Source organism: Longispora sp. NPDC051575 (assembly GCF_040681875.1).
GTDB lineage: Bacteria > Actinomycetota > Actinomycetes > Mycobacteriales > Micromonosporaceae > Longispora.
On sequence record NZ_JBFAZP010000018.1, the window covers coordinates 32818 to 55733 of the forward strand.

Here is a 22916-nt window from a genome sequence, read left to right on the forward strand (position 1 = left end):
ATGGCTGACGACGCCTCGACGGAACTTCTCGCGTTCCTGCACACCACCAATACGGAGATCAACCACACGGTCGCTGACAGTCTTGACGTCGAAACCGGTCTCCGGTTCATCGGCCGTGTCAACGAGCGGGTCAAGCTGCGTCAACTACTCGACGAACAGCGGCTCGTGACGTTGGTGGGCACCGGCGGAGCCGGCAAGACACGGCTCGCCGCCGCCGTGGCCTCGGACCTCAATGGCTACTACCCGGACGGGATCTGGTCGGCGGACCTCGCCCCGGTAACCGATCCGGCGTTGATCGCGGTGGGGGTGGCCGGCGCGTTCGGACTGCGGCCCGAGCCCGGACGGCCGATGCCCGACACCCTCGTGCGACACCTGGGCGGACTCACCTGCCTCCTGGTCCTGGACACCTGCGACCACCAACTCCCCGCGCTGGCCCCGCTGATCACCCGGATGCTCGAGGGCTGCCCCGGCCTGACGATCCTCGCCACCAGCCGTGAACCTCTCGGCCTGGCCGAGGAGGCCGTACTGCGGATCCTGTCGTTGTCCGTGACCGAGGCGTCGGACGGTAGTCCGTCCGACGCTGTCGCGTTGCTGCTCGACCGGGCCGCGGCGGCCCGGGGTGGGCGCCGCGCCGACCCCGCCGAGTTGCCGCACTTCGACCGGATCGCCCGCCGACTCGACGGCCTGCCCCTCGCCCTGGAACTCGCCGCCGCCCGGCTCCGGCTCCTGTCGGCCGGCCAACTCGCGGACCGGATCGAGGGTCTGCTGCTGCCGGAGCCCGGTGACTCGCCCATCCAGCACGAGGCTCTCACCACGACCGTGTCCTGGTCGTACAAGACCCTCGGGCCGAAGTCATCGAGACTGCTGCGGTGCCTGTCGGTGTTCGCCGGCTCCGTCGACCTGGAAGCCATCGCGTGGATGTTCGACGCCGACCCGCTCGACTCCCTGGCCGTATTGGTCGACAAGTCCCTGGTACAGGCCACGTCAACCGCCGCAGGGACCACCTACCGGATGCTCGATCCGATCCGGGCCTACGGCCAGCACAGGCTCGCCCAGGCCGGTGAGGAACAAGATGTCAGGGAGCGGCATGTCGACTGGTGCCTCAACGCCGCCGAACGCGCCGGCCGCGACGCCGAGGGCCGCCCCGTCACCCTGTCCCTGTACAGCCTCGACTTCCTCGTGGTGGAGCTGCGAGCCGCCCTGCGATGGTGCGCCACCGATGGTGAGCTAAGGAAAGGACTGCAACTGGTCGGAGTACTCGACCAGTGGTGGCGAGAGCGCGGACTGGCGCGGGAGGCCCGGGTCTGGCTCTACCGGCTCTATGAGCGGATGAACGTCACCGACGCGCGGGTGCCCAGCACAGAGTTGGCGATGGCGTATCACGCCCATGCCGCGCACGCCGGGGCCGACGGCGAGTTCGCCGAGGCCCTGCGGTTCTCCCAGCGCGCAGAGGCCGCCGCCCGCCAGGCCGGCGACCCCGGGCTACTCGTGCGGGTACTCGCCGGCCGAACCGCCCCGCTCGTCGATGTCGGCCTGTCCGCCGAGGCCGAACGCGGCTGCTGGGCGACCCTGCGGCTGGCCGCCGAACTGGACGTCGAGGCCGACGCGCTGTTCGCCGTGTTCCACCTGGCACAGCTCCTCTGGCGGCGTGGCGAACTGGACGAGGCGGTCGCCCTGCTGACGCAGGCACGGCCGCTGGAGGATGCCCTGTCCGCCGTACGCGGCCGACGCACCGTGGACATGCTCCTCGGCGTCGTCGCATTGGATCGTGGCGACCTGGTGGCTTCCCACAGGCACCTCCGGGTGGCCCTGCGCTCCCGGGTGAAGTACGGCTTCGAAGCCCGCGCCGTGGATACCCTCAATGCCATCGGGGTGCTCTGTCGCCTGAGCGGGCAGCCGGAAACCGCAGCTGTGCTGTTCGGCGCGTCAGAGGCCCAGCGCCGCAGGCTGAGCCACTGGGGGGCCGCCTACACCGCCTACTGGGCGGAGCAGGAGATCCAGGCCAGAGCGCATCTCGGCGAACGCCGGTACGAACAGCTCCATTCCGAAGGCGCCGCGCTGACAATGAACGAGGCTGTCACGCTGGCCCTTTCCGTCGAGCCGACGTTCGCTGGCGCCCCCTCCTGAGTCGAACCTTGCCGAACGCGTTCGCCGCCCGCGCGAGGGTTCACTCGTCGTGCGAGCCGAGACCCAGCCATACTGTCCACGGTCTCGGCGTTTCGGAGACCGAAAGCCGCCGAGACAGGTCCCACACGCGAAGGTGCCGCCGACCGGATTCCGGTCGGCGGCACCTGTCGCGGCTAGGAGAGCTTGCGCAGCGTCAGGGCCGCGTCCAGCACCGCCACCGTCGTCGACCAGCCCTTGTCCTCCGAGGAGTCCGGCAACCCGGCCCGGTCGACGGCCTGTTCGAGGGTGTCCACGGTGAGCACCCCGTGCCCGACCGGGGTGTGCGCGTCGAGCGCCACCCGGGTCAGGCCCCCGGTCACCGAGTCGCACACGTAGTCGAAGTGCGCGGTGTCGCCGCGGACGACGACGCCGAGGGCGACCACCGCGTCGTAGTGCCGGGCGAGGGCCTGGGCGACGACCGGCAGTTCGACGGACCCGGCGACCCGGTGCACCGCGACCTCGGTGACGCCGCATGCCTTCGCCGCAGCCTCCGCCCGGGCCACGAGCTGGTCGGTCAGGTCGCCGTGCCAGCGGGCGGCCACGATGCCGAGCCGCAGCCCGGTGGCGTCCACGTTCCCGAGGGCGTCGGCCCCGAAGCCGGCCATCAGACGGTCTCCTTCGGTTCGAGGTCGAGGAGGTGGCCCATCCGGTCGCGCTTCGTCGTCAGGTACGTGCGGTTCTCGGCGGTGACCCGGCTGGGCATGGGCACCCGGCCGATGATCTCCAGGCCGTAGCCCTCCAGTCCGGCGCGCTTGGCCGGGTTGTTGGTGAGCAGCCGCATCGACTTGACGCCCAGGTCGGCGAGGATCTGCGCGCCGGTGCCGTAGTCGCGGCCGTCGGCGGGCAGGCCCAGGTCCAGGTTCGCGTCCACGGTGTCGCGGCCGAGGTCCTGCAGCTGGTACGCCTGGAGCTTGTGCAGCAGGCCGATCCCGCGCCCCTCGTGACCCCGGACGTACAGCACGATCCCCCGGCCCTCCTCGGCGACCAGGCCGAGCGCGGCGTGCAGCTGCGGGCCGCAGTCGCAGCGCAGCGAGTCGAACACGTCGCCGGTGAGGCACTCGGAGTGCACCCGGACCAGCACGTCCTCGCCGTCGCCGATGTCGCCGTAGACGAGGGCGATGTGCTCGGCGGTGGGGTGGTCGGCCACCTCGTACCCGATGGCCCGGAACTCGCCCATCGGGAGCGGGAGGCGGGCGTCGGCCGCGCGGACCACCTGCTTCTCCGTGCGCCGCCGGTAGGCGATCAGGTCCGCGATCGAGATCAGCAGCAGGCCGTGGTCCTCGGAGAACTTCCGCAGGTCGGGCAGGCGCATCATCGTGCCGTCGTCGTTGACCAGCTCGCAGAGCACCCCGGCGGGGCGCAGCCCGGCCAGCACGGCGAGGTCGATGGCGGCCTCGGTGTGCCCGGGACGGCGCAGGACGCCGCCGGCCTTGGCGCGCAGCGGCACCACGTGGCCGGGGCGGGACAGGTCCGACGGGACCGTGTCCGCCGAGGCCAGCAGCCGGATGGTGTGCGCCCGGTCGGCGGCGGAGATGCCGGTGGAGACGTTCTCGCGGGCGTCCACGGTCACCGTGTACGCCGTGCCGCGCCGGTCCTGGTTGGTGTGGTACATCGGCGGCAGTTCGAGCCGGTCGGCCTCGGCCTCGGTGAGCGGCGCGCAGATGTAGCCGGAGGTGTAGCGGACCGTGAAGGCCAGCAGTTCGGGGGTCGCGAGCTCGGCGGCGAAGATCAGGTCGCCCTCGTTCTCGCGGTCCTCGTCGTCCACCACCACCACGGGCTTCCCGGCGGCGATGGCCACGAGGGCGTCCTCGATCGTTGCGAAGGTCATGAGGTCCTCACCAGCTTCTCGACGTACTTGGCGATCACATCGATCTCGAGGTTGACCTGCTCGCCGACGGCCTTGCGGCCCAGCGTGGTCACGTCGACCGTGGTCGGGATGAGGCTGACGGTGAAGCTGTCGTCGTCGATCACGGCGACGGTCAGCGAGATGCCGTCGACGGTGATCGAGCCCTTCTCCACGACGTACCGGTTCAGGTCGGCCGGCAGCGTGATCCGGACGTCCTCCTGCATCTCGCCGGGCGTCCTGGACAGGATCGTGCCGACCCCGTCGACGTGGCCCTGCACGAGGTGCCCGCCGAGGCGGGTGGAGAGGGTGGCCGCGCGCTCCAGGTTGACCCGGTCGCCGACACTGATGGCGCCCAGCGAGCTGCGGTCGAAGGATTCCTTCATGACATCTGCGGTGAACGAGTCGCGCTCGACCGTGACGACGGTCAGGCACACGCCGTTGACGGCGATCGAGTCGCCGTGCCCCGCGTCGGAGGTGACTTTCGGTCCCCGGACGGTGAGGACGGCGCCCGCGCCGTGCCACTCCAGGGCCGTGATTTCGCCGAGTTCCTCGACGATTCCCGTGAACATCTGATCCATACCCCTTGTGAAATAGGGGCGCAGGGGCACGGGACGCCCGGGAACGCGGAAGCGCACGGACGGACCCTGCCTCCGCGCGCTGAACTCCCATCCGGACTTTCACCGTCGGCCCCGAGATTTCATCGGGTCAACCGGTCACTGGCTGTGACCGGGTCGCGGGCTCTCACCGCCGGTTCGGAATTGCACCGACCCCGCCAGCGCGTGGTGGGTTCTTCGGCCAGTCTGACACGGCCGGAACGCTTCGCGGTATCGCGAGAATGCGGGGAGACAGACCTCACATCGGACGGGTACGGGTACCGTGGGCCCCGTGAGGTCCAAGGTGCCGATTGTCCTGTTGATCCCGGCTCTGCTGGGTCTAGGGCTTCTCGTGCTGCCGCTGGTCGGCCTGCTGGTCCGCGCGCCGTGGGCCACCCTCGGCCCGCGCCTGGCCGAGCCGACCGTGCTCGCCGCGCTCCGGCTGTCCCTGGTCACCGCCAGTATCGCGACCGTGGTGTCCCTGCTCCTGGGCGTGCCGCTCGCGTGGCTGCTGGCCCGGGTCGAGTTCCCCGGCCGGCGGCTGGTCCGGGCGCTCGTCACCCTGCCGCTCGTGTTGCCGCCCGTCGTCGGGGGCGTCGCGCTGCTCCTGGTGTTCGGGCGCAACGGGCTGCTCGGGGGCGCGCTGGAGTCGGTCGGGATCACACTGCCGTTCAGTACGGCCGGGGTGGTGCTCGCCGAGACGTTCGTGGCGATGCCGTTCCTGGTGATCGCCGTGGAGGGCGCGCTGCGGGGCGCCGACCGCAGGTACGAGGACGCGGCCGCCACGCTCGGCGCGAGCCGGTTCACCACGTTCCGCCGGGTGACGCTGCCGATGATCGGGCCGGGGATCGCCGCCGGGGCGGTGCTGTGCTGGGCCCGGGCGCTGGGCGAGTTCGGCGCGACGATCACGTTCGCGGGCAACTTCCCGGGGCGGACCCAGACCATGCCGCTGGCGGTGTACCTGGCCCTGGAGACCGACCCGGCCGCCGCGATCACCCTGAGCCTGCTGCTGCTCGCCGTCAGCGTCGTGCTGCTCGCGCTGCTGCGGGAGAGGTGGGTGTCGTGAGCGGGTTGCGGGCGCGGTTGCGGGTGCGGCTGGTGGATGTCGAGCTGGACCTCGCCGCCGGGGAGACCGTCGCCCTGCTCGGGCCGAACGGGGCCGGCAAGTCCACCGTGCTGCGCGCCCTCGCCGGGTTGCTGCCGGCCGGCGGGGAGATCACGGTGGGCGGGGAACGGATCGAGGGGCTGGCCCCGGAGTACCGGAGAATCGGGTTGGTCTTTCAGGACTACCTGCTCTTCCCGCACCTGTCCGCCGTGGACAACGTCGCGTTCGGGCCCCGGTGCGCGGGCATGTCCCGGGCCCGGGCCCGCGAGCTGGCCACGGACTGGCTGGAACGGGTCGGGCTCGGCGGACAGCTGCGGTCGCGGCCCGGACAGCTGTCCGGCGGGCAGGCCCAACGGGTCGCGCTCGCCCGGGCGCTGGCCACCGGGCCCCGGCTGCTGCTCCTCGACGAACCCCTCGCCGCGCTCGACGTGCGCAGCCGGCTGGAGATCCGGGCCGAGCTACGCCGGCACCTGGCCGCGTTCGCCGGGGCGGCGCTGCTCGTCACGCACGACCCGCTCGACGCGATGACCCTCGCCGACCGGATCCTGATCATCGAGGACGGCCGGATCACCCAGGAGGGCAGCCCGGTGGAGATCACCTCGCGGCCGCGTACCGAATACGTGGCCACGCTGGTGGGGCTGAACCTGTACCGGGGGGTGGCCCGGGACGGGGTGGTGGTCGCGCTGGCCCCGGTCGGGGGCACGACCGGGACGCGCGCGAACGGACCGGAGAACGACCGGACCTCCGCCACGGCAGGTTCCCCGGTGAATCGGGCCAGTTCAGAGGCATCGGCTGCCATCGGGACAGGGTCTCCGGCGAACGGCGGCGAGGCGGGGGCTCCGGCGCGCGGTCCGGTGTCCCTGACCGCCGGCGAGGCGCTCACCGGGGACGTGTTCGTGGCGTTCCCGCCGTCGGCCGTGGCGCTGTTCCGGGACCGGCCCGACGGCAGCCCCCGCAACGTGTGGCCCGGGCGGGTGGCGGCCGTGGACCAGCACGGGGACAAGGTGCGGGTCCGGCTCGACGGGGAGCTGCCGGTCGCGGCGGACGTGACGGCGGCGGCGCTCGCCGCGTTGGAGCTGGAGCCGGGGACGCCGGTGTGGGCCGCGGTGAAGGCCACCGAGACCCACATCTACCCGGCCTGACCGACCCGGCCCACGGGTCGGGGCCGGGTCCCGGACCCGGTGGCGGGGTGCCCCGGCCGGACCCCGGCGCGCGGGGGTTCCGTCGTTCCGGTCCACTGCGGAATGCGGCTACTTTGCCGGAACTTTCACCGAGCGCGTTGATGTGCGTGCAATGCGCAACCGTCCTGCGCACCCTCCCGCCCCGCCGCACGAGACATGCTCACATCCTGCGCGTTCGGTGATTGATTCATCCACACCCTTGAGTGTGCGTGAGCGTGCTCATATCCTGCCCGGAACACGCACGAACACGCACGTTCCTGGGAGGACACATGAAAGCTCTCCGATGGGCGCTGGGCGGGATGCTGGTGGCCCTGGCCCTGCCGGCCGCCCCCGTCGCCGCCGCCCCCGCGGTCGCCGCCGGTCCACCGCAGACGGTGCCGGCGCTGCGCGAATGGACGGCCGGCACGGGCTCGTACGCGTTCGGGGCCGCGAGCCGGATCACCGTGGACCCCGCCTACGCGGGCCGGCTCGCCGACGAGGCCCAGGTGCTCGCCGACGACCTCAGGGACCTGACCGGGCGGACCGTCGCGGTGGTCACCGGCTCCCCCGCCACCGGGGACCTGCACCTGACCCTGGGCGCGACGGTGCCCGCCGAGGGCTACACCATGACGGTGGGCACGGCGCTGACGGTCCGGGGCTCCGACGACGCCGGCGCGTTCTACGGCACCCGTACCGTGCTGCAACTGCTCAAGCAGTCCACGAGCGTGCCGGTCGGCTCGGCGCGGGACTGGCCGACCAAGGGCGAGCGCGGGCTGATGGTCGACCAGGGCCGCAAGTTCTTCACCGTGGACTGGGTGCGCAAGCACATCAAGGAGCTGGCGTACCTCAAGCTGAACTCGTTCCACTTCCACCTGTCCGACACCTACGGGTTCCGGCTGGAGAGCGCCACGCACCCCGAGCTGACCTCGGCGGCGCACTACTCCCAACAGGACATCCGCGACCTGGTGGCGCTCGGCGAGAAGTACCACATCGCGATCGTGCCCGAGATCGACATGCCCGGGCACATGAACACCACGCTCACCGCGCACCCCGAACTCAAGCTGAGGAGCAAGTCCGGCGTGGTCAGCAACGACTTCATCGACCTGTCCATGGACGCCAGCTACACGCTGATCCGGGACGTGGTCACCGAGTACCTGCCGCTGTTCCCGGGGCCGTACTGGCACATCGGGGCCGACGAGTACGTCACCGACTACTCCCAGTACCCCCAGCTGGGCACCTACGCCAAGGCGCACTACGGCGCGAACGCGACGGCGAAGGACACCTACTACGGCTTCGTGAACTGGACCAACGACCTCGTCCGCGCGGGCGGCAAGACGCTGCGGATGTGGAACGACGGCATCAAGTCCGGCGACGGCACCATCGCGCCGGCCAGCAACATCACGGTCGACTTCTGGTACAACTACGGCCTCAGTCCCCAGGCGCTCCTCGACCGGGGCCACACGGTCGCCAACCAGTCCTGGACCCCGACGTACTACGTGCTCGGCGGCGCGAAGCCCGACACGAGATGGATGTACGAGACCTGGACCCCCGAGCGGTTCGAGGGCAACCAGACCACCAACGCCCCGGCCCGCAACCTGGGCTCCTCGATCCACGTGTGGTGCGACAACCCGAACGCGGAGTCCGAGGACCAGATCGCGGCGGGGATCCGGTTGCCGCTGCGGGCGCTGTCCCAGCAGGTGTGGGGCTCGCCGAAGCTGGTGGCCACCTACGCGCAGTTCACCCCGATCGCCGACCTGGTCGGGCGCGCGCCGGGCTGGCCGTCCTCCGGCACCCCCGGCAACCTGGCGCTGGGCCGGCCGGTGACCGCGTCGTCCACGGAGACCGCGAACTTCCCGGCGACCTACGCCGTCGACGGCGACCCGGGCACGCGGTGGGCGTCCGGCTACTCCGACGCCTCGTGGATCCGGGTCGACCTCGGCAGCAGCCAGCCGGTCAGCCGGGTCGTCCTGCGCTGGGAGGCCGCGTACGGGAAGGCGTACAAGATCCAGACGTCGAACGACGACGCCACCTGGACCACGGTCAACACGACCACCAACTCCGACGGCGGGGTCGACGACCTCGCGGTCACCGGCTCCGGCCGCTACGTCCGGATGCAGGGCACCACCCGCGCGACCACCTGGGGCTACTCCCTCTTCGAGTTCGAGGTGTACGGCGCGGCGGGCGGCACGTACACGATCGCGACCGGCGGCAAGGCCCTGGACAACCCGGGCAGCTCGGGGGCGGCCGGCACCCGGCTGATCACCTGGGCCGCGCACGGCGGGACGAACCAGCAGTGGAGGGCCACCCCGCAGGCCGACGGCACGGTCACCCTGACCAACGGGGCCTCGGGGCTGTGCGCGGACGTCAGCGGCACCGCCGTCGTCCAGAACCCCTGCTCGGGGGGTACGGGTCAGAAGTGGAGGATCACCGGGGCGGTCGTCGCCACCCCGGGCGGGCTGGTCCTCACCACGGCGTCCACCGCCGACAACGCCGTGGTGTCGGTGGCCGCCGACACGGGTTCGGCGTTGCAGCGGTGGACGCTGACCGCCGTGTGACCGCCCGCACGCCCTGACGGTCAGGCCAGGGCGTGCGCCAGGTTGCGCAGCGTGGCGCGCATCCCGGCCCGGTTCCGCTCCGCGCGGTCCGGGGCCGGGGTGCCGCTGAACAGCAGGCCCAGGGTCGCCACCAGCCGGCCGCGCCAGTCCTCGCGCCGCTGGTCCTCCCAGAACTCGGTGACCTCGGTGCCGCCGGGGACGGCCGCGAGCCGGTAGCCCCAGCGGGCGACGGGCAGGCCGAAGGTGGACACGTCGAAGGCGTACTCCCGGCCCGGGGTCGCCGCCACCACCCGGCAGTTGGTGAACCAGACGAAGGCGGCGCGGCGGTTCCAGCCGGTGAACCGGTCGCCGACCCGCTGGCCCCGGCCCCACACCGAGAAGCACTCGGGGCTGAACGCGGCCATCCGGCGCGGGTCGCCCACCAGGTCGTAGACGTCGGCGGCCGGGGCGGCGATCACGAGCTTCTCGCTGAGGGTGAGTACGCGGTCCATGGGGGCACTCTAGAGGGTGCGCGGGGCCGCCAGTACCCCTGGAGAAACCGCTCTCTCCTAGAGCCGGCGGCGGTCCACGGCCACGTGCGAACCGGGCGCGCTCTTCGCCACCGACTTCATCTCCGTGGCCACGGCGACCACCTCGGCGGGGTCGCGGAACCGGCGGTCCCCGGAGACGGCCACGCCCACCGACAGCGTCGCCAGGTCCCACTCGTGCTTCACGCCCCGGCGGTCGACGCTGACCAGGTAGCCGCGCGCGGCGTGCTCGGGGTCGTACAGCGCCGGCACCCGGCGTTCGAACTCGCCGATCACGCCCTCGACCAGGGCGGACACCCGCTCGGGCGGGCAGATCAGCACGAAGTCGTCGCCGCCGACGTGGCCGAGGAACCACGGTTCGGCGCCCACGGCGGTCCGCAGCACCGCCGCGAGCAGCAGGATCAGTTCGTCGCCCCGGACGAAACCGTAGGCGTCGTTGACGCTCTTGAACCGGTCGATGTCCACATAACACACCGCGAAGGGGGCGCCGCCGTCGATCCGGCGGCTGATCTCCCGCCGGATGCGGGTGTTGCCGGGCAGCCCCGTCAGCGGGGACGCCTCGCGCAACTCCCGGAGCCTGCTCCGGCGGACGATTCGGATCACGGCGTCGGCGCCGCCAGGGCACGCAGGCGCTGCACGGCGGCGGCGCGGTCGGCGCAGTCGTAGACGGCGGTGCCCGCGACGAACGCGTCGGCCCCGGCCTCGGCGGCGGCGCCGATCGTGCTCTCCTTGATGCCGCCGTCCACCTCGATCCGGATGTTCAGATGCCCGGAGTTGACGTGCTTGCGGGCCACCCGGACCTTGTCCAGCAGCTCGGGCATGAACGACTGGCCGCCGAACCCGGCCTTGATCGTCATGATCAGCAGGGTGTCGAAGTGCGGCAGCAGTTCGAGGTACGGCTCGACCGGGGTGTCGCGGTCGATCGCGAGCCCGGCCAGCGCGCCGGCCGCCCGGATGTCGCGCGCGACGGCCGCCGGGTCCGTGGTCGCCTCCGCGTGGAAGGTGACGTTGTACGCGCCGGCCTCCGCGTAGCCCGGGGCCCACCGGTCCGGGTTGTCGATCATCAGGTGGCAGTCGAGCGGCAGGGTCGTCGCGGCGAGCAGGCTCTTGACAACCGGCAAACCAAATGTCAGATTTGGTACGAAATGGTTGTCCATCACATCGACGTGCGCCCAGTCGGCCGCGCCCTCGATGGCGCGTACCTCGTCGGCGAGGTGGGCGAAGTCCGCAGACAGAATGCTGGGCGCGATGATGTACGACACGACGCACAGTCTACGGAGAGTTCACACGATGTATTCGGTGAGTAAGATCACCGAATACCTCTGATCCCTAGCCCACCCTGCGCAGAAGCGCCAGGAACATGGCATCCGTCCCGTGCCGGTGCGGCCACAGCTGCACCGTCGGCCCGTCGCCCAGCCCCGGCATCCCGGCCGGCAGGAACTCCCGCGCGTCCAGCAGCTCCAGCGGGATCTTGGACTTGCGCAGCGTCTCCATCACGGTCATCCGGGTCTCGGTGACATGCGGCGAACACGTGACATACCCGATGATCCCGCCGACCCGGACCGCGCGCACGGCGGCGGCCAGGAGCTCGCGCTGCAACTTCGTCAACGGCGGCAGATCCGACGGCAGCCGGCGCCACCGGGCCTCCGGGCGGCGGCGCAGCGCGCCCAGCCCCGTGCACGGCGCGTCCACCAGCACCCGGTCGAAGCCCTGCTCCACCAGGTCCGGATCGTGCCCGACCGTGCGGCCGTCGGCGTGCTTGACGTACACCGGCAGGCCCCGGGTGGCCTTCGCGACCAGCTCGGCGCGGTGCGCGGTGACCTCGACGGCGAGCACGTCGGCACCCCGCTGCGCCCCGAACGCGCCCAGCAGGCCCGCCTTGCCGCCCGGACCCGCGCACAGGTCCAGCCAGCGGTCGTCCTGGCCCTGGACCGGCACGTTCACCACGGCGGTGGCGACCAGCTGGCTGCCCTCGTCCTGCACGTGCGAGCGGCCCTTGTGGATCGAGGACAGCGCGCCCGGGTCGCCGCCGGCCAACGTCACCGCGTACGGCGACCACTGCCCGGCCGACCCGCCCGACTCGGCCATCAGCTCTTCCCGGGTGATCTGCCCGGGCCGCGCCGCCAGGTGCACCGGCGGGCGCACGTTGTCGGCCTCCAGCAGGGCCGTGATCTCCGCGGCGTCCTTGCCCAGCGCGTCGGTGAACGCCCGCACGATCCACTCCGGGTGCGCGGTCCGCGCCGCCAGGTTGCCCGCCGGGTTCTCGGTCGCGTCCGGCGCGACCGTGGTCAGCCAGTCTTCCAGGGTGTGCTCGGAGATCCGGCGCATGATCGCGTTGGCGAACTTCGCCGCCCCGTCGTTGACGGTCTCCCGGACCAGGGTCACCGTCGTGTCCACCGCCGCGTGCGGGGGGACCCGGGTGTAGAGCAGCTGGTAGGCGCCCATCCGCAGCGCGTCGCGCACCGCCGAGTCGGGTTCGCGGTCGACGTTGCGGTCGATGATCCGGTCCAGGGTGCCCAGGCTGCGCAGGGTGCCGTAGGTCAGCTCGGTGGCGAACGCCGCGTCCAGACCGGACAGCTGGCGCTCGCGGAGCAGACCCGGCAGCGCCAGGTTCGCGTACGCGTCGTTGTCGGAGACGGCGCGGATGACCTGGAAGGCGACGAACCGGGGCGCGTCTACCGGGAGGTTGGGGCGCTTGGCGGGCCCCCGAGCCTCTCCCCCGCCTCGATCCGGACGCCCCGCGCCCACGCGCCGGCCTCCATCGCCTTCTTGCCCTGGGCCCTGACCTCGCCGAGTAGTACTGATGTCGTTCCCGTCCCTACGTACACATTGTTCTTCTGAACTGAGATCTCGCCCGGGGCCAGCGGCTCCCCGGCGACGGTCACCGGCGCGAGCTTGATCCGCTCGCCCCGGAAGGTGGTCCACGCGCCCGGCGCGGGGGTGCAGGCCCGGATCCGGCGGTCGACGGCGAACGCCGGCTCCGACCAGACCACGCCCGCGTCCTCCACGGTGATCTTCGGGGCCAGGCTGACCCCGTCGCCCGGCTGCGGCACGGCGCGCAACGCGTCGGCGGCGATCCCGTGCAGCACCTGGACCAGCAGCTCCCCGCCCGAGAGCGCGAGCCGGCCGAGCAGGTCGCCGGAGGTGTCCTTCGGCCGGATCGTCTCGGTGAGGGTGCCGAAGACCGGCCCGGTGTCCAGGCCCGCCTCCAGCTGGAACACGCACGCGCCGGTCACCTCGTCGCCGTGCCAGACGGCGTGCTGGACCGGGGCCGCGCCGCGCCAGGCCGGCAGCAGGGAGAAGTGCAGGTTGATCCAGCCCCGGGCCGGGATGTCGAGGGCCACCTGGGGCACCAGCGCGCCGTACGCGACGACCGGCACGCAGTCGGGGGCCAGGGCCCTGAGGCGCTCCAGGAACTCCGGTTCGCGCGGCTTCGCGGGGGTGAGCACCTCGATGCCGCGCTCGTCGGCCCACGCGCCCACGGGTGAGCGGTGCAGCTTCTTGCCCCGGCCGGCGGGGGCGTCCGGGCGGGTCAGCACGGCGAGGATCTCGTGCTGGCCGTCGGCGGCGATCGCGTCGAGGGCGGGCACGGCGACCTCGGGGGTACCGGCGAACACGAGCCGCACCGTCGACCACTCCCCACCGCTCCGCTGTTTTGGACCGACCCAGTCTACGGGTCGGGGCGGGTGGGCCGGGCGTGGACGCCCCGCCCGGGGCCGCCGGGTGTCCGGGTCTCCTCGGGGGCGTCCGAGGCCGGGGTCTCCGGGTGGTGGTCACGCCCGAGCCGGCCAGGTGGTGGTCGTGTCCGGGCCGCCCGAGAGGTGGTCACGCCCGGGCCGTCCGGGTGGCGGTCGCGCCCGGGCCGTCCGGGTGGCGGTCGCGCCTGGGGCCTCCGGAGTGGCGGCCGTGCCCGTGCCCGGCCAGGTTGCCGCCTTGCCCTCCCCGGTTGGCGCCGTGCTCTGCCGGGTGGCGGCCGCACGGGGGTCTGCCCCGGGTCGGGTGGTTCCGGCCCGGGAGCCCCGAGTCCCCCGGGCCGGGAGCCATCCGACTCCGCCCTGTTATCGGAACGGGGCCCGTTTCCGGTTCCCGGGCCGTCCGCCGCTCCCGACGCGGGCCGTCAGCGACTGGCGACCAGCTCCGGTTCCGGCGCGGCGGCCGGCGCCCGGTCGATGCCCCGCCACGTCGGGAACACCAACGGACACACGGTCACCAGCCCGTACAGCACCCCGGTCGCGATCAGCGCCCACCGCAGCCCGACCGCCGACACCAGCCCCCCGCCGAGCAGGCTGCCCAGCGGGATCCCCGCCGACGCCACCGCCCCGACCAGCCCGAACACCCGGGCCTGCATCGCCTCGGGCACCCGCTCGTACAGGATCGCGGACATGATCGGGTTCACGGTCGACATGGCCACCCCGGCGGCGAACCCGACGATCACCACGGGCCAGATCCCGCCGCCGAAGGCCATGGACAGGAACCGGGTGCCGCCGCCGACCAGGAAGCACACGGCGAAGGTGAGGTAGCGGGGCAGCCGGGGGGCCAGGGCCACGTACCCCAGGTTGCCCAGGACCGCGCCCAGGGCGAAGGAGCCGCCGACGAAGCCGAGCGCGTACGGGTCGTGCAGGACGTCGTGCGCCCACACCGGGGTGTAGACCGCCGCGAACGCCTGGTCGAACAGGTTCGTGGCGAGCACCATCAGCGACAGGGCCAGCACGAGCCGGTCGCCGCGCAGGTAGGTGACGCCGCCGCGCAGGGCCCGCAGGTACGGTTCGCGGTCGGCCGGTTCCGCCGGGGCCGCGTCGACCCGGACGAACAGGGCCACGAGCAGCGCGCAGACCACGAACGAGGCGGCGTCGACGTAGAGCACCTCGGCGGCGCCGATCCAGCCGACCAGCACCCCGGCCATGGGCAGGCCGAGGAGCCCGGACAGCCGGTGCACCCCGTCCTGGATGGTGGCGGCCCGGGTGGTCTCGACCCCGGAGGCCGCGATGGCCCGGGGCACGATCGCGCTCTTGGCGGTGTCGCCGAGCCCGCGCAGGGTGCCGGCGACGGCGACCAGGGCGAGGAACACCGGAAAACTCAGGGCGTCCGCGTGGTACAGCGCCGGGAGGGCCGCGACGGCCGCCCCGCTGGCCAGGTCGGTGACGATGCTGACCCGGCGGGCGCCCCAGTGGTCGATCCACGGCCCGCCGAACAGGCCGGCGAGCACGAACGGGGCCATCTCGGCGGCGGCCACGACCCCGGCCTTCGTGGCGCTGCCGGTGGTGACGAGCACGAACCACGGGATCGCGATGAAGGTCATCAGGCTGCCGATCCGGGACACGGACCGGGCGACGAGGATGCCGGCGAACGGGAACCGCCTCATCGGGCGCCGTCCCCGGACCCGTCGTCGCCGGCCCCGGCAGTATCGTTCCGGGCCTCGCCGGACCCGGGGGACGCTGCCGGAGCCGTGCCCCCGGTGCCGGGATCCCCCGCACGGTCCGGCGACACCTCGCCGCCCAGGGGCCGCGCCAGGTGGCCCCCGGCAGGGTCCGCGCCGGCACCGGGGGAACCTTCCGCCGGCCGGTGCGGGACCGGGCCCTGGTCGGGGGCGTAGCCCGGCTCGGGCAGCACGTACCACTGCACGACCGTGGGGGCGGTCCCCTCGGGCCCGGCGACCCCGGGCTCCGTCCGCCGGTACTTCGCCAGCAGCCCGAACATCTCCGCCTTGAGCTCGGAGGCCTGCTCCGGGCTGAGCTGCAGCCGGGTGTCCGACATCGTCCACGCCGCCTTCCACTCCTCCGGCAGCGTGGTCATGGCGTCGAGGAACCGGCCGACCCGCACCGAGTAGGACGCGGCGACGGCGCGCAGGTAGCCCTCCGCCTCGGCGAGGGTGACGCCGGAGTCCTTGTCGAGGGTGGTGGTCGGGTGCGCGGCGCGCCACCAGCGCTCGCGGCCGGCGCCCTGCTCGGGGTCCTCCTCCACGAACCCGTACTCGGCGAGTTGGCGCAGGTGGTAGCTGGTCGCGCCGCTGGACTGGCCGAGGCGCTCGGCGAGCCGGGTCGCGGTGGACCGGCCGTCGATGCGCAGCAGCTCCAGGAGGCGGACGCGCAGGGGGTGGGCGAGGCCGCGCAGCAGGCGGGGGTCCAGCACCACGGGATCGTCGGTCATGACGCAAAGGTAGCTATGCAAAGACTCCTTTGCAACCACTTCTTTGGGTACCGGGGCCGCCCGCCCCGACCCTCGACTGTTTCCCCGACGTTAAAAGGTATGGGTCAGGTGACTTTTTAGCCGTCCAGATATTGACTTTGATCTTCACTGGGCGAAGCATCTCCCCACATACCTGTGAGGAGGAGCACACATGAGTTCGGATGAGGAAAGGCTCGCTCAGCTCGGCTACAAACAGGAGTTGCACCGGGGACTGTCCGGTTTCTCCAACTTCGCCGTCTCGTTCTCGATCATCTCGGTGCTGGCGGGCTGTCTGACCTCGTACGGGATCGCCATGAAGGCCGGCGGCCCGATGTCGATCACGCTCGGCTGGCTGCTGGTCGGCGGCGGCGTGATCCTGGTGGCGCTGTCGATGGCCGAGGTCTGCTCGGCGTACCCGACGGCCGGCGCCCTGTACTGGTGGACCCACGCCCTGGCCAAGCGCAACAAGTCCGCCTGGTCCTGGTTCGTCGGCTGGTTCAACTTCGTCGGCGAGTTCGCGGTGACCGCCGCGATCGACTACGGCGCGGCGATGACCACGGCGGCGTTCCTGAGCCTGACCCTGGGCTGGACGGTCACGCTGCCGGGCACGTTCGCCCTGTTCCTGGTGATCATCATTGCCCACGGCCTGCTCAACACGTTCGGGGTGAGCCTGGTCCGGCTGCTCAGCGACATCAGCGCGTGGTGGCACATCGTCGGGGTGGCCGTGATCGTCGGGGTGCTCGTCTTCGCCCCCGACCAGCACAAGTCGCTCGGGGACGTGTTCACCGAGACGTACAACGCCACCGGGTGGACGGGGCCGTTCGCCGCGGTCTACGCGTTCCTGATGGGACTGTTGATGGCGCAGTACACCTTCACCGGGTACGACGCCAGCGCGCACGTCGCCGAGGAGACCAAGGACGCGGCCCGCACCGCCCCGCGCGGCATCGTCAGCTCCGTGGTCGTCTCCCTGGTCGCCGGTTTCGTGCTGCTGGTGGCCGTGACCGCCGCGATCCAGGACTACGAGAAGGAGCTGGCCAGCCCGACCGGCTTCCCGCCCGCGCAGATCTTCATCGACGCGGCCGGGGACAACCTGGGCCGGGCGCTGCTGTTCATCGTGCTGGTCGCCCAGTTCTTCTGCGGCATGGCGTCGGTGACGGCGAACTCCCGGATGGCGTACGCGTTCGCCCGCGACGGCGCGCTGCCCGGTTCGCGGCTGTGGAAGAAGGTGAACGCGCGCACCGGTACCCCCACGAACTCGATCTGGCTCTGTGTGGGTTGCTCGGTCGTGCTGCTGCTCCCCGCGATCTGGAGTTTCACGGCCTACCTGGCCGCGACCTCGGTGGCCGTGATCGGGCTGTACATCTCCTACATCACGCCGGTGTTCCTGCGGCTGCGGATGAAGGACTTCCCGGTCGGCCCGTGGAACCTGGGCCGGTGGAGCAAGCCGATCGGCTGGCTGGCGGTGGCGTGGACGGCGTTCATCGTGGTGCTGTTCGTCCTCCCGCCGTACTACCCGATCACGGTCGACACGTTCAACTACGCGCCGGTCACGGTGCTGATCGTGCTCGGCGGGGCGGCCCTGTGGTGGTTCGCCAGCGCGCGCCGCTGGTTCACCGGCCCCCGGACCAACGTCGATCTGGCGCACGCCCCGGAGCCCGGGAAGCGGACGGCCGGGGTCGGCGAGCACGACGGCGGGCGGTCCGGGTAGCCAAGGCCGGCCATCCCGCCGGTGACTAGGTGAGAATGGGCGCGTGACAGATGGAATGTGGCGACCGGTCCGCGGCGGCAACGCCTTCGAGCTGACCGTGGAACGGCTCGCCCAGGCGATCCGGCTCGGGGTGGTGCCCGCCGGCGAGCGGCTGCCCCCCGAGCGGGAGCTGGCCGAGAAACTGCGGGTCAGCCGGGTGACGCTCCGGGAGGCGATCGGGGCGCTGCGCGAGGCGGGGCTCCTGGAGTCCCGCCGGGGCCGGGCCGGGGGCACGTTCGTCCTGTACGCCGGGGACCTCCCGCACGAGGACGCGGCGACCCTGGCCCGCTCGATGGGCTCGGACCTCACCGACGCGCTGGACTTCCGCTGGGTGATCGAGCCGGGGGCCGCCGCCCTGGCCGCCGGCCGCACCCTGCCGGCCTCCGACCGCCAGCACCTGGTGGGCTGCCTGGCGGTGTCGCGGTCGCGGGACCCGGTCGGCCGGCGGATCGCCGACTCCCGGCTGCACCTGGCCATCGCCGCCGCCAGCGGCTCCCCGTCGCTCGCCGCGGCGGTGGCCGACGTGCAGCTCACCCTGGACCGGCTGCTGGCCGCCATCCCGGTGCTGCGCCGCAACCTCGACCACTCCGACGACCAGCACACCCGGATCGTGGAGGCCATCCTCGCCGGGGACGCCGTCAAGGCGCGCGAGGAGATGGCCGAGCACTGCGAAGGAACATCCGCCCTCCTGAGGGGCTTTTTGGATCGCGATTAGACCATTAAGGTGAACGCATGGAGCTCGACGAACTGAGAGCACTGGTCGCCAGTGGCGAGATCGACACCGTCGTGGTGGCGGTCGTCGACATGCAGGGGCGACTCCAGGGCAAGCGATTCCACGCCCCCTTCTTCCTCGCGGACACCGTCCCGAACGGCGCGGAGGGCTGCGCGTACCTGCTGGCCGTCGACGTCGAGATGAACACCGTCGACGGCTACGAGATGTCCTCCTGGTCCACGGGCTACGGCGACTTCGCCATGGTCCCCGACTTCTCCACCCTGCGCCGCACCCCGTGGCAGCCCGGCACCGCGCTGGTCATCGCCGACCTGGCCAACCACGACGGCACCCCCGTCGCGGCCAGCCCCCGGCAGATCCTGCGCCGCCAGCTCGACCGGCTGCGCGACGCGGGCTACACCGCCTTCGCGGGTACCGAGCTGGAGTTCGTGCTCTACCTCGACACCTACGAGGAGGCCTGGCGGCGCGGGTACCGCGACCTGAGCCCGGCTAATCTCTACAATGTGGACTATTCCCTGCTCGGCACCGCGCGGGTCGAGCCGCTGCTGCGCCGGATCCGCAACGAGATGTACGGCGCGGGCCTGATCCCGGAGAGCGCCAAGGGCGAGTGCAACCTCGGCCAGCACGAGATCGCGTTCCGGTACGCCGACGCGCTCACCGCCGCCGACGGGCACTCCGTGTACAAGAACGGGGCCAAGGAGATCGCCGCGCAGGAGGGCATGGCGCTCACCTTCATGGCCAAGCCCAACGAGCGCGAGGGCAACTCCTGCCACATCCACTTCTCGCTCCGCGACCTCGACGACCGGCCCGTGATGACCGAGGTGATCGACCGGGTCAACGCCGGCCTGCTGGCCACGATGCGCGAGTTCTCGGTGCTGTACGCGCCGAACATCAACAGCTACAAGCGCTACCAGCCGGGCAGCTTCGCCCCGACCGCGCTGCGCTGGGGCCGCGACAACCGGACCTGCGCGCTGCGGGTCGTCGGCCACGGGCCCTCGCTGCGGGTGGAGAACCGGGTGCCGGGGGCCGACGTGAACCCGTACCTGGCGATCGCGGCCCTGATCGCGGGCGCGCTGCACGGGCTGTCCGGGGACGCGCCGGTGCAGGAGGAGTTCGTCGGCAACGCCTACGACTCCGACTCCCCCACCGTGCCGGCGAACCTGCGCGACGCGCTCGGGCTGTGGGAGGGCTCGACGCTGGCCAGGGACGCGTTCGGCGCCGACGTCGTGGCGCACTACGCCAACACCGCCCGGGTGGAGCTGGCCGCGTACGACGCGGCGGTCACCGACTGGGAGCTGAAGAGGGGATTCGAGCGGCTGTGACCGACCAGTACCAGATCATCAATCCGGCCACGGAGCAGCGGATCGCGGCCGTCCCGGCGACGACCGTCGAGGAGGCCGACGCCGCGATCGTCCGCGCGCACGGGGCCTTCGGGTCCTGGCGGCACGTGTCCCCGGCCGACCGGGCCCGGCTGTTGCGCCGGTTCGCGGGCCTCGTCGACGACCACGTCGAGGAGCTGGCCCAGCTGGAGGTCGCCAACGCCGGGCACACCATCGGCAACGCCCGGTGGGAGGCCTGCAACGTCCGCGACGTGCTGCACTACTACGCGGGCGCGCCGGAGCGGCTGTTCGGCCGGCAGATCCCGGTGCCCGGCGGGCTGGACGTCACGTTCGCCGAGCCCCTGGGCGTGGTCGGGATCATCGTGCCGTGGAACTTCCCGATGCCGGTCGCCGCGTGGGGGTTCGCCCCGGCCCTGGCGGCGGGCAACACCGTGGTGCTCAAGCCGGCCGAGTGGACGCCGCTGACGGCGCTGCGCCTGGCCGGGCTGGCGCTGGAGGCCGGCATTCCGGAGGGGGTGTTCACCGTGCTGCCCGGCGACGGGCCGGTCGTCGGCCAGCGCTTCGTCACCCACCCGCTGGTCCGGAAGATCTGCTTCACCGGGTCCACCCGGGTCGGCAAGCAGATCATGGCCGGGTGCGCCGACCAGGTCAAACGGGTCACCCTGGAGCTGGGCGGCAAGAACGCGAACATCGTCTTCGCGGACTCCGACCTGGCGAAGGCCGCCGCGACCGCGCCCTACGCCGTGTTCGACAACGCCGGGCAGGACTGCTGCGCCCGGTCCCGGATCCTCGTGCAGGCCTCGGTCTACGACGAGTTCATGGCGCACTTCGAGACGGCCGTGCGGGGCGTGCGGGTGCTCGACCCGACGGACCCGTCCTCCGAGGTGGGGCCCCTGGTCTCCGCCGCGCACCACGCGCGTGTCTCGTCCTACGTGTCCGGCGCGAAGGTCGCCTTCCAGGGCTCCGTGCCCGACGGGCCCGGGTTCTGGTTCCCGCCGACCGTGCTGGAGACCGCCGGCCCGTCGGATGTCGCCTGGCGCGAGGAGGTGTTCGGCCCCGTCGTGTCCGTGCTGCCGTTCACCGACGAGGCCGACGCGGTCCGGCTCGCCAACGACACCGAGTACGGCCTCGCCGGCTCGATCTGGACCCGCGACGTCGGCCGGGCGCTGCGGGTGGCGCGCGCCGTCGACGCCGGCAACCTGAGCGTCAACTCCCACTCGTCCGTGCGGTACTGGACACCGTTCGGCGGCGCGAAACAGTCAGGATTCGGCCGTGAGCTGGGGCCCGACGCCCTGGCCGCGTTCACCGATGTCAAGAACGTCTTCATCAGTACGGAGGAATCATGACTCGTCTGCAGGGCAGGGTGGCCGTCATCACCGGCGCCGGGAGCGGCATCGGGCTGGCCACGGCCCGCCGGTTCGCCGAGGAGGGCGCCCGGGTCGTCGCGGTGGACATCTCCGCCGACGCCGGTGAGGCCGCCGCGAAGGAGGTCGGCGGCATCTTCAAGGTCCTCGACGTCACCGACGAGGCGGGTACCCGCGACATGTTCGCCGAGGTCGTCGCCGAGCTGGGGTCGCTGGACATCGTGTTCAACAACGCCGGCATCTCGCCCCCCGACGACGACTCGATCCTCGACACCGGGCTCGACGCCTGGGAGCGGGTGCAGAAGGTCAACCTGACCAGCGTGTTCCTGGGCTGCAAGTACGCGCTGCCGTACATGATCGCCCAGGGCAAGGGTTCCATCATCAACACCGCGTCGTTCGTGGCGCTGATGGGCGCGGCCACCTCGCAGATCTCGTACTCGGCGTCCAAGGGCGGGGTGCTGTCCATGACCCGCGAGCTCGGGGTGCAGTTCGCCCGGCAGGGCATCCGGGTCAACGCGCTGTGCCCCGGACCGGTGAACACCCCGCTGCTCAAGGAGCTGTTCGCCTCCGACCCGGAGCGGGCCGCCCGCCGGCTCATCCACGTGCCGCTCGGCCGGTTCGCGGAGCCGTCGGAGATCGCGGCGGCCGTCGCGTTCCTGGCCAGCGACGACTCCTCGTTCATGACCGCCAACACCTTCGTGGTCGACGGCGGGATCACCGGCGCGTACGTGACGCCCCTGTCATGAGGCCCGTCATCGGCATCACCGCGTACCGGGAACCGGCCAGCTGGTCGGTCTGGTCCGTGCCCGCCGTGCTGATCCCCGCCACGTACGTCGAGTCCGTGGCGGCGGCCGGCGGGCACCCGGTGGTGCTGCCCCCCGACCCGTCCCCGGACATCCTCACCCGGCTCGACGGGCTGATCCTGGCGGGCGGCGCGGACCTGTCCCCCGCCCGGTACGGGGCCGACCCGCACCCGCTGACCGTCACCCGGCCCGACCGCGACGAGAGCGAACTCGCGCTGCTGGCGGCGGCCGGCGACCTGCCCGTACTCGGCGTCTGCCGGGGCATGCAGGTGATGGCCGTGGCCGCCGGGGGCACCCTGTTCCAGCACCTGCCCGACGAGGTGGGGCACACCGACCACCAGCCCGAACCCGGCCGGTACGGATCGCACCCGGTCCGGTTCGCCGCCGGCAGCCTGGCGGAGTCCGTCTACGGGCCCACCGGGAACGTCAACTCCTACCACCACCAGGGGGTGGCCGACCCGGGGACCCTGACGGCCACCGGCTGGTCGGAGGACGGGGTGATCGAGGTGCTGGAGGATCCGGGGCGGGCGTTCCGGCTCGGGGTGCAGTGGCATCCGGAGGAGCTGGGGGACGGGCGGCTGTTCGAGGCGTTGGTGCGCGCGGCCCGGTGACAGGTGCTCGGCACCGGGCGGGGGTGCTGCCGGGGCCGGTGTGAGGTGTCGGGCCACGGCACCGGGTGCCGGTGGCGGGCGGTGCGCGGTGCTCGGCGTCCCGGGCGCGGCCGGCGGGATCGCGGCGGGCGGCGTACCCGGATGAGGGTCTGTGGGGTTGATCGGGCGGGGGGGGCCGGGGGGGCGGGTGGGGCCCGGCCCCCC

The 22916-nt window shown here is 72.4% G+C and carries 19 protein-coding genes, 1 pseudogene and 1 riboswitch; of the genes and pseudogenes, 10 read left to right on the top strand and 10 right to left on the bottom strand.

All coding sequences use genetic code 11. The annotated features are described in order from the left end of the window. On the top strand, window positions 1–2127 hold the full coding sequence (locus tag AB0M43_RS36940; RefSeq protein ID WP_363731906.1) for an adenylate/guanylate cyclase domain-containing protein: 2127 nt from the start codon (window positions 1–3) through the stop codon (window positions 2125–2127). Window positions 2128–2300: 173 nt separating this feature from the next. Here AB0M43_RS36940 and ribH read toward each other — a convergent pair whose 3' ends face one another. Genes ribH through AB0M43_RS36955 form a run of 3 tightly spaced genes read right to left on the bottom strand, consistent with a single transcriptional unit; the run spans window position 2301 to window position 4581 of the window. Next, window positions 2301–2771 carry a 6,7-dimethyl-8-ribityllumazine synthase gene (ribH, locus tag AB0M43_RS36945; protein ID WP_363731908.1) on the bottom strand — a complete coding sequence of 157 codons (471 nt, stop codon included), beginning with the start codon at window positions 2769–2771 and terminating at the stop codon, window positions 2301–2303. Then, window positions 2771–3994 carry a bifunctional 3,4-dihydroxy-2-butanone-4-phosphate synthase/GTP cyclohydrolase II gene (locus AB0M43_RS36950; protein WP_363731911.1) on the bottom strand — a complete coding sequence of 408 codons (1224 nt, stop codon included), beginning with the start codon at window positions 3992–3994 and terminating at the stop codon, window positions 2771–2773. The genes ribH and AB0M43_RS36950 overlap by 1 nt, the downstream gene beginning before the upstream one ends. Further along, a complete protein-coding gene (locus AB0M43_RS36955) occupies window positions 3991–4581 on the bottom strand; it encodes a riboflavin synthase (protein ID WP_363731952.1) in 591 nt (196 codons plus the stop codon). Before AB0M43_RS36955 ends, AB0M43_RS36950 begins: the two co-directional genes overlap by 4 nt. Window positions 4582–4664: 83 nt before the next feature. Then, window positions 4665–4793: riboswitch (FMN riboswitch) on the bottom strand. 104 nt (window positions 4794–4897) lie between these two features. Here AB0M43_RS36955 and AB0M43_RS36960 point away from each other — a divergent pair. The 3 genes from AB0M43_RS36960 (at window position 4898) to AB0M43_RS36970 (ending at window position 9425) form a co-directional block, all read left to right on the top strand. After that, on the top strand, window positions 4898–5671 hold the full coding sequence (locus tag AB0M43_RS36960) for an ABC transporter permease (RefSeq protein ID WP_363731914.1): 774 nt from the start codon (window positions 4898–4900) through the stop codon (window positions 5669–5671). Continuing rightward, on the top strand, window positions 5668–6852 hold the full coding sequence (locus tag AB0M43_RS36965; RefSeq protein WP_363731916.1) for an ATP-binding cassette domain-containing protein: 1185 nt from the start codon (window positions 5668–5670) through the stop codon (window positions 6850–6852). Before AB0M43_RS36960 ends, AB0M43_RS36965 begins: the two co-directional genes overlap by 4 nt. A gap of 308 nt (window positions 6853–7160) precedes the next feature. Next, window positions 7161–9425, top strand: a complete 2265-nt coding sequence (locus AB0M43_RS36970) for a family 20 glycosylhydrolase (RefSeq protein WP_363731919.1) — start codon at window positions 7161–7163, stop codon at window positions 9423–9425. A gap of 20 nt (window positions 9426–9445) precedes the next feature. Here AB0M43_RS36970 and AB0M43_RS36975 read toward each other — a convergent pair whose 3' ends face one another. The 7 genes and pseudogenes from AB0M43_RS36975 to AB0M43_RS37005 all read right to left on the bottom strand — a co-directional run. Next, window positions 9446–9916 carry an SRPBCC family protein gene (locus AB0M43_RS36975; RefSeq protein ID WP_363731922.1) on the bottom strand — a complete coding sequence of 157 codons (471 nt, stop codon included), beginning with the start codon at window positions 9914–9916 and terminating at the stop codon, window positions 9446–9448. 57 nt (window positions 9917–9973) lie between these two features. Beyond that, window positions 9974–10555 carry a GGDEF domain-containing protein gene (locus tag AB0M43_RS36980; RefSeq protein ID WP_363731924.1) on the bottom strand — a complete coding sequence of 194 codons (582 nt, stop codon included), beginning with the start codon at window positions 10553–10555 and terminating at the stop codon, window positions 9974–9976. Beyond that, window positions 10552–11214, bottom strand: a complete 663-nt coding sequence (gene rpe, locus AB0M43_RS36985) for a ribulose-phosphate 3-epimerase (protein ID WP_363731927.1) — start codon at window positions 11212–11214, stop codon at window positions 10552–10554. The genes AB0M43_RS36980 and rpe overlap by 4 nt, the downstream gene beginning before the upstream one ends. A 67-nt stretch (window positions 11215–11281) precedes the next feature. After that, window positions 11282–12700 carry a transcription antitermination factor NusB gene (locus tag AB0M43_RS36990; RefSeq protein WP_363731929.1) on the bottom strand — a complete coding sequence of 473 codons (1419 nt, stop codon included), beginning with the start codon at window positions 12698–12700 and terminating at the stop codon, window positions 11282–11284. Next, window positions 12628–13578, bottom strand: coding sequence for a methionyl-tRNA formyltransferase (gene fmt, locus AB0M43_RS36995; protein ID WP_363731931.1), 951 nt, complete (start codon window positions 13576–13578; stop codon window positions 12628–12630). Before fmt ends, AB0M43_RS36990 begins: the two co-directional genes overlap by 73 nt. 491 nt (window positions 13579–14069) lie before the next feature. Next, the gene (locus tag AB0M43_RS37000; protein WP_363731934.1) at window positions 14070–15314 is read right to left on the bottom strand and encodes an MFS transporter; all 1245 of its coding nucleotides are present in this window, start codon (window positions 15312–15314) and stop codon (window positions 14070–14072) included. Window positions 15315–15856: 542 nt separating this feature from the next. Next, window positions 15857–16099, bottom strand: a pseudogene (locus tag AB0M43_RS37005) (winged helix-turn-helix domain-containing protein); the annotation flags it as partial. 190 nt (window positions 16100–16289) lie between these two features. Between AB0M43_RS37005 and AB0M43_RS37010 the strand changes: the two are divergent. The 6 genes from AB0M43_RS37010 to AB0M43_RS37035 are packed head-to-tail and all read left to right on the top strand — an operon-like array spanning window position 16290 to window position 22712. Further along, window positions 16290–17825 carry an amino acid permease gene (locus tag AB0M43_RS37010; RefSeq protein ID WP_363731937.1) on the top strand — a complete coding sequence of 512 codons (1536 nt, stop codon included), beginning with the start codon at window positions 16290–16292 and terminating at the stop codon, window positions 17823–17825. A gap of 43 nt (window positions 17826–17868) precedes the next feature. Continuing rightward, window positions 17869–18579 carry an FCD domain-containing protein gene (locus tag AB0M43_RS37015; protein WP_363731939.1) on the top strand — a complete coding sequence of 237 codons (711 nt, stop codon included), beginning with the start codon at window positions 17869–17871 and terminating at the stop codon, window positions 18577–18579. Between the two features lie 17 nt (window positions 18580–18596). Continuing rightward, window positions 18597–19916: a glutamine synthetase family protein gene (locus AB0M43_RS37020; RefSeq protein ID WP_363731941.1), complete on the top strand. Its 1320-nt coding sequence runs from the start codon at window positions 18597–18599 to the stop codon at window positions 19914–19916. Then, window positions 19913–21280 (top strand): aldehyde dehydrogenase family protein, encoded by a 1368-nt coding sequence (locus AB0M43_RS37025; RefSeq protein ID WP_363731943.1) that lies wholly within the window; start codon window positions 19913–19915, stop codon window positions 21278–21280. Before AB0M43_RS37020 ends, AB0M43_RS37025 begins: the two co-directional genes overlap by 4 nt. Continuing rightward, window positions 21274–22044, top strand: a complete 771-nt coding sequence (locus AB0M43_RS37030) for a 3-oxoacyl-ACP reductase (RefSeq protein ID WP_363731954.1) — start codon at window positions 21274–21276, stop codon at window positions 22042–22044. Before AB0M43_RS37025 ends, AB0M43_RS37030 begins: the two co-directional genes overlap by 7 nt. Further along, a complete protein-coding gene (locus AB0M43_RS37035; protein WP_363731945.1) occupies window positions 22041–22712 on the top strand; it encodes a gamma-glutamyl-gamma-aminobutyrate hydrolase family protein in 672 nt (223 codons plus the stop codon). Before AB0M43_RS37030 ends, AB0M43_RS37035 begins: the two co-directional genes overlap by 4 nt. Window positions 22713–22916 lie beyond the last annotated feature (204 nt).

What these genes read in the sequence shown, in the direction of transcription:
- AB0M43_RS36940 (WP_363731906.1), top strand. Translation starts at nt 1, where the DNA reads ATGGCTGACGACGCCTCGACGGAACTTCTCGCGTTCCTGCACACCACC.
- ribH (WP_363731908.1), bottom strand. Translation starts at nt 2,771, where the DNA reads ATGGCCGGCTTCGGGGCCGACGCCCTCGGGAACGTGGACGCCACCGGG.
- AB0M43_RS36950 (WP_363731911.1), bottom strand. Translation starts at nt 3,994, where the DNA reads ATGACCTTCGCAACGATCGAGGACGCCCTCGTGGCCATCGCCGCCGGG.
- AB0M43_RS36955 (WP_363731952.1), bottom strand. Translation starts at nt 4,581, where the DNA reads ATGTTCACGGGAATCGTCGAGGAACTCGGCGAAATCACGGCCCTGGAG.
- AB0M43_RS36970 (WP_363731919.1), top strand. Translation starts at nt 7,161, where the DNA reads ATGAAAGCTCTCCGATGGGCGCTGGGCGGGATGCTGGTGGCCCTGGCC.
- AB0M43_RS36975 (WP_363731922.1), bottom strand. Translation starts at nt 9,916, where the DNA reads ATGGACCGCGTACTCACCCTCAGCGAGAAGCTCGTGATCGCCGCCCCG.
- AB0M43_RS37000 (WP_363731934.1), bottom strand. Translation starts at nt 15,314, where the DNA reads ATGAGGCGGTTCCCGTTCGCCGGCATCCTCGTCGCCCGGTCCGTGTCC.
- AB0M43_RS37010 (WP_363731937.1), top strand. Translation starts at nt 16,290, where the DNA reads ATGAGTTCGGATGAGGAAAGGCTCGCTCAGCTCGGCTACAAACAGGAG.
- AB0M43_RS37020 (WP_363731941.1), top strand. Translation starts at nt 18,597, where the DNA reads ATGGAGCTCGACGAACTGAGAGCACTGGTCGCCAGTGGCGAGATCGAC.
- AB0M43_RS37035 (WP_363731945.1), top strand. Translation starts at nt 22,041, where the DNA reads ATGAGGCCCGTCATCGGCATCACCGCGTACCGGGAACCGGCCAGCTGG.